Below are 4,762 nucleotides of genomic sequence, written 5' to 3' on the forward strand. Positions count from 1 at the left end.
GGGGACCGTGCGGCCCCGGGCCGGCGGGGGCGGCGCCGCGGCGGTGCTGCGCGGCCGCCGGTACGGCAACCTGGTGCTGGTGGCGTCCCGGGGGGAGCCGCGGGTGCCGGTGGTGGCCCGGCGGGCGGCCGGCGACTGGTTCCCCGGCCGGGTGGTGGCCGGCGCGGAGCTGGACCGCTTCACCGGCGGCGCGGCGGTGGTCCACGACGCGGGCGCCGTCGACTCCACTCCCCCGCCGCCCGGAATTTTTTCCGTCAAACGTTGATCCGATCGACTGGTGGCTGCGTATCACCGGGCGGCCATGCCCGTGGGGGGCCGGCTGATGTCATTGGACAGCGGAGGTCTGCATGCATGCGGTGGCGGCCGGCTGGCACGGCGAAGTGGCGCGGCCCGAGTGGATGTTCGCCCGGGCACAACCACACTCGCGCGCCTCGCGTTCCCGCCGGGGGGTCGACGCCCGGCCCGCCGATCGCCAGAATGACCCGGTGCCGCCGCGACCCGCTCCCGGACGCCACCAGGCGACCTCCGCCGAGGCCAGCCACTCCGACCAGCTGATCCGCCTGCTGTACGCCGAGCACGCCGGCCCGCTGCTGATGTTCGTGATGCGGCTGACCGGCGGGGACCGGCAGCGCGCCGAGGACATCGTGCAGGAGACGCTGCTGCGGGCCTGGCGCAACGCGCACCGGCTCGGCGTGCAGGGCCAGGGCTCGTTGCGTCCCTGGCTGGTCACGGTGGCCCGGCGGATCGCCATCGACGAGCACCGCAGCGAGCAGGCCCGCCCGCCGGAGACGTACGACCGGGATCTGACCGCGTTCGCCGAGGCGGACAGCACCGACCGGGTCCTGCGCACGATGACGGTGGCGGACGCGCTGCGTACGCTGAGCCAGTCGCACCGGGAGATCCTGGTGGCGACGTACTTCCGGGGGCGCACCGTGCCGGAGGCGGCCGAGGAGCTGGGGCTTCCGCTCGGCACCGCCAAGTCGCGGGTCTACTACGCGCTGCGCGCGCTGCGCACGGCTCTGCAGGAGAGGGGGGTGACCGAATGAGCCGGGCCGATCACATGGACGTCGCCGCGTACGCGCTCGGCGTGCTGGACGCGGAGGACGCGGAGCGGTTCGAGGAGCACCTGGCCACCTGCTGGGCCTGCGCGGCGGAACTGGAGACGATGGTCCCGGTGGTGGGGCTGCTCTCCGGCATCGACGGCGAGGCGATGGCCGCGCTGGAGCAGACGCACACCGATCCGGCGCTGCTGGACCGGACGCTGGTGGCGGTGCGGCGGGACCGCCGTCGTACCCGGGTGCGGCAGTTGCTGGCGACAGCGGCGGCAGTGGTGGTGTTCGGCGGCCTGAGCGGGGTCGCCGCCGGGATGCTCGGCGACGAGCCGGGGCCGACGCCGCAGGCCGGGCCGACGCAGACCGCGCCGACCGCGGCGCCGAGCGGCGAGCCGGGCAACCCGAACGACCCGGGCGTCGGCGGGGAGAAGCCGATCGAGGGCGACCAGCACAACGCCACCGACGCGGGCACCGGCGTGCAGACCACGATGTGGCTGGCGCGCAAGGAGTACGGCACGCAGATCTCGGTGCAGCTGAGCCGCCTGCCCGGGCCGCGTGTCTGCCGGCTGGTGGTGGTGCGCAAGAACGCCACGAGCGAGGTCATCTCCACCTGGTCGGTGCCGGCCGGCGGGTACGGCACGAACCAGAACCAGCTTCCGCTGGAGCTGACCGCGTCCACCTCCGCCCCGGTGCGCGACATCGACAAGCTTCAGGTGCAGTCGGTGGACGCGAACGGGGTGGCGAGTCCGCTGGTGACGGTGGACGACATCTGATCCGGTACGACGACGGCGCCGGGCGGCTGGACCGCCCGGCGCCGTCTTGTCGTGTCCGGGCCGGCAGACCCCCTCGTGCTGACGCACGCGCCAGAACGGCTGTCGGTTCAATCAGTCCACTGTGAAATGTGCCACCGTTTCGACTTCAACCTTGACAGTGCCGCGCCCGTACTACTCGGCGAACTGCCAAGAACGAGGAGGGCACGTGGCACACCACAAGCGGACGACCGTCATCGTCGCGAGCGCGATGGTCGCACTTACGGCCTGCGCCCCCGCAGGCTACAACGGGGCGAACTCGAGCGCGGCCGAGCCGGTCGCCGTCGCCGCGGCCGAACCCACCGCGGCGGCCGAACCGGAGGCGTCGGCGGCTCCCGAGGAGGAGCCGGTCGCGGACAAGGCGCCCCCGGCCAACGTGAAGATCACCGACGAGCTGGTCGGCAAGAAGCTGCCCCGGATGGGCCGCGTCGTCACCGACCAGGACGGCTGGGTGCTGTACCGGTTCGACAAGGACTCCGACGACCCGCCGCAGTCCAACTGCGTGGACAAGTGCGCCGAAGTCTGGCCGCCGTCGCTCACCGACGGCAACCCGAAGCTGCGTGGCGTCTCCGACGACAAGGTCGGCACCATCACCCGCCAGGACGGCACCCGGCAGCTCACCATCGGCGGCTGGCCGGTCTACCGCTACATCGGCGACAAGAAGCCGGGCCAGTGGAAGGGCCAGGGCGTCGGCGGCACCTGGTTCGTGGTCGACCCGAACGGCAAGAAGAACCTGACCTGCCTGCCCACCGGCACGCCCAAGCCGGTCGCGCCGCCCGCCGCGGGCAGCTCGAACAGCTCCGGCGGCGGGTCGGACTACTCGTACTGACGCACCAGGTCACGGTGACCGGTCGCCGCCGGGGAGGGCGCGGCCGGTCATCGTCGGGAACCCGGGAGGCGGGGCGCACCGGCATCGCCCCGCCTCCCGGCTCGGCGTGTCCGGCGTCACCGCCGGGACGCGTGGCAGAGTGGCCGGGTGACCTCGCCCGCCGCCCGCCGCACGCTGCGCCCCCCGGCCGGCTACCGGCTGGCCGCGTCGGTGCGGGCGCTCACGTTCAGCCCGTACGACCCGTGCGCGCGGACCGCCGCCGGCACGTTCTGGTGGGCCACCCGCACCCCGGACGGACCGGCCACGCTGGCGCTGCGCCCGGAGGCCGGCGAGCTGACCGCCGAGGGGTACGGCCCCGGCGCCGGCTGGGTGGTCGAGCGGGCCGACCGGATCGCCGGACTGCGCGACGACCTGACCGGGTTCGCCGCGCTCGCCGCCGCGCACCCGCTGGTGGCCCGCCTCGCCCACACGCACCACGGGCTGCGGATGCCCGCCACCGGCCAGATCTTCCCCCGGCTGCTGCGGGCCGTCTTCGAGCAGAAGGTCACCGGCAAGGAGGCGTACCGGGCGTACGCCGCCACCGTGCGGCACTTCCGCGAACCCGCCCCGGGTCCGCTGCAACCACTGCTGCTGCCGCCGGAGCCGGCCGCGGTGGCGGCCACGCCGTACTGGGTGTTCCACCCGTTCGGCGTGGAACAGCGACGCGCCGACACGCTGCGCCGCGCGGCGGCCGTCGCGGACCGGCTGGAACGCTGCGCCGACTCGGCCGAGGCCACCCGGCGGCTCACCGCGATCCCCGGCATCGGGCCGTGGACCGCCGCCGAGGTGGTGCGCATCGCGTACGGCGACCCGGACGCGGTCAGCGTCGGCGACTACCACGTGCCGAACACGGTGGCCTGGGCGCTGGCCGGTGAGCCGCGCGGCGACGACGCCCGGATGCTGGCGCTGCTGGCGCCGTTTCAGGGGCACCGGGGCCGGGTCTGCGTGCTGCTGGAGGCGGCCGGGATCCAGGCGCCGAAGTACGGCCCGCGCGCCCCGATCCGCTCGTTCGCCCGCTACTGACCGCTCAGCGCCGCCGGCACAGCCGCCGCAGCGTCCGGCCCAGCCACCAGGCGTACGCCCGCTGGAAGCCCAGCACGACCGGCCCGCCGGCCCGCACGTACCAGTGGGCGGGGCGGCTGAACGCGGTCACCTCGAACCAGACGCCGTCGGCGCCCCGGGTGACCAGGAACGCCTCCTCACCGACCTCCGGGTGCCCGGGCAGCGTGCCGTAGCCGAACCCGGCCCGGTCCGGCTCGTCCACCACCCAGACCACCTCGGTCGGGCCCCACAGCCGCACCGGGCCGACGCCCAGTCCCGGCGTGACACGTACCCCGGGCGCCGCGCGCGGCGCGTCCGCGCGCATCACCACGCCCGCGGCGCGGTGCAGCCGCCAGCCCAGCAGCGCGTCCGCCGCGACCGGGAAGCCGCCGTCCGGCAGCCGGACCCGGTGGCGCAGGTGGTGGTAGCCGGCCGGCAGGCCGCCGTCGCGGGTCGCGCCCACCTCCGGGTACGTCAGCTCGGGCACGCCGGTCACCTCCACGCTGATGGGAACACCCCCGCCAGCGTACGGCCGCTTCTGAGCGCTGTGGTGAGCTGAGCCGGTGACCGACGTGACCATCGCCCCCGCCGACGTCGCAGACGCCGGTGAGATCCTCACCGTGCAGCGCGCCGCGTACCTGGTGGAGGCGCAGCGCTACCGGGACGTGTTCCTGCCCCCGCTGACCGAGACACTGGACGAGGTCCGGGCGGCGCTGGCCGGCCCGGACGTGGTGCTCGCCGCGCGGCGCGGCCCCCGCCTGGTCGGCTCGGTACGCGCCCGCGTCGACGGCGACACCGCCCACGTGGGCCGCCTCTCGGTCGCGCCGGACCAGCAGGGCCGGGGCGTCGGCGGACGGCTGCTGGACGCGGTCGAGCAGGCCTGCGCGGGCCGGGTGACCCGGTTCGCGCTGTTCACCGGCGCGGACAGCGCGGCGAACCTGGCCCTGTACGCGCGGCGCGGCTACCGGGTGGTGGCGCACCGGCCGGACGAG

6 protein-coding genes and 1 pseudogene are annotated in these 4,762 nt (G+C 75.3%); 6 read left to right on the top strand and 1 reads right to left on the bottom strand.

What is annotated here, in order from left to right; translation table 11 throughout:
* The 5 genes and pseudogenes from KBX39_RS23495 to KBX39_RS23515 form a co-directional block, all read left to right on the top strand.
* Nucleotides 1-265: pseudogene (locus KBX39_RS23495) on the top strand (spermine synthase); the annotation flags it as partial.
* Between the two features lie 82 nt (nucleotides 266-347).
* Nucleotides 348-1,046, top strand: a complete 699-nt coding sequence (locus KBX39_RS23500) for a sigma-70 family RNA polymerase sigma factor (protein WP_030503038.1) — start codon at nucleotides 348-350, stop codon at nucleotides 1,044-1,046.
* Nucleotides 1,043-1,825 carry an anti-sigma factor gene (locus tag KBX39_RS23505; protein ID WP_030503037.1) on the top strand — a complete coding sequence of 261 codons (783 nt, stop codon included), beginning with the start codon at nucleotides 1,043-1,045 and terminating at the stop codon, nucleotides 1,823-1,825. Before KBX39_RS23500 ends, KBX39_RS23505 begins: the two co-directional genes overlap by 4 nt.
* A 205-nt stretch (nucleotides 1,826-2,030) precedes the next feature.
* Nucleotides 2,031-2,690 carry a hypothetical protein gene (locus KBX39_RS23510; RefSeq protein WP_064447175.1) on the top strand — a complete coding sequence of 220 codons (660 nt, stop codon included), beginning with the start codon at nucleotides 2,031-2,033 and terminating at the stop codon, nucleotides 2,688-2,690.
* A 147-nt stretch (nucleotides 2,691-2,837) separates the two neighbouring features.
* The gene (locus KBX39_RS23515; protein WP_210872536.1) at nucleotides 2,838-3,752 is read left to right on the top strand and encodes a DNA-3-methyladenine glycosylase; all 915 of its coding nucleotides are present in this window, start codon (nucleotides 2,838-2,840) and stop codon (nucleotides 3,750-3,752) included.
* Nucleotides 3,753-3,756: 4 nt separating this feature from the next.
* Here the strand turns inward: KBX39_RS23515 and KBX39_RS23520 are convergent, their stop codons facing one another.
* A complete protein-coding gene (locus KBX39_RS23520; RefSeq protein WP_043325624.1) occupies nucleotides 3,757-4,278 on the bottom strand; it encodes a DUF1990 family protein in 522 nt (173 codons plus the stop codon).
* A 55-nt stretch (nucleotides 4,279-4,333) separates the two neighbouring features.
* On the opposite strand from KBX39_RS23520, the gene KBX39_RS23525 reads away from it, so the two are divergent.
* On the top strand, nucleotides 4,334-4,762 hold a 429-nt coding region (locus KBX39_RS23525; RefSeq protein ID WP_210872538.1), incomplete at its 3' end, for a GNAT family N-acetyltransferase.

Origin of the sequence: Micromonospora sp. D75 (assembly GCF_018070405.1) — a bacterium.
Taxonomy (GTDB): domain Bacteria; phylum Actinomycetota; class Actinomycetes; order Mycobacteriales; family Micromonosporaceae; genus Micromonospora; species Micromonospora chalcea.

Excerpts from the sequence above, each read along its gene's own strand:
- KBX39_RS23500 (WP_030503038.1), top strand. The coding sequence starts at position 348 with ATGCATGCGGTGGCGGCCGGCTGGCACGGCGAAGTGGCGCGGCCCGAG.
- KBX39_RS23505 (WP_030503037.1), top strand. The coding sequence starts at position 1,043 with ATGAGCCGGGCCGATCACATGGACGTCGCCGCGTACGCGCTCGGCGTG.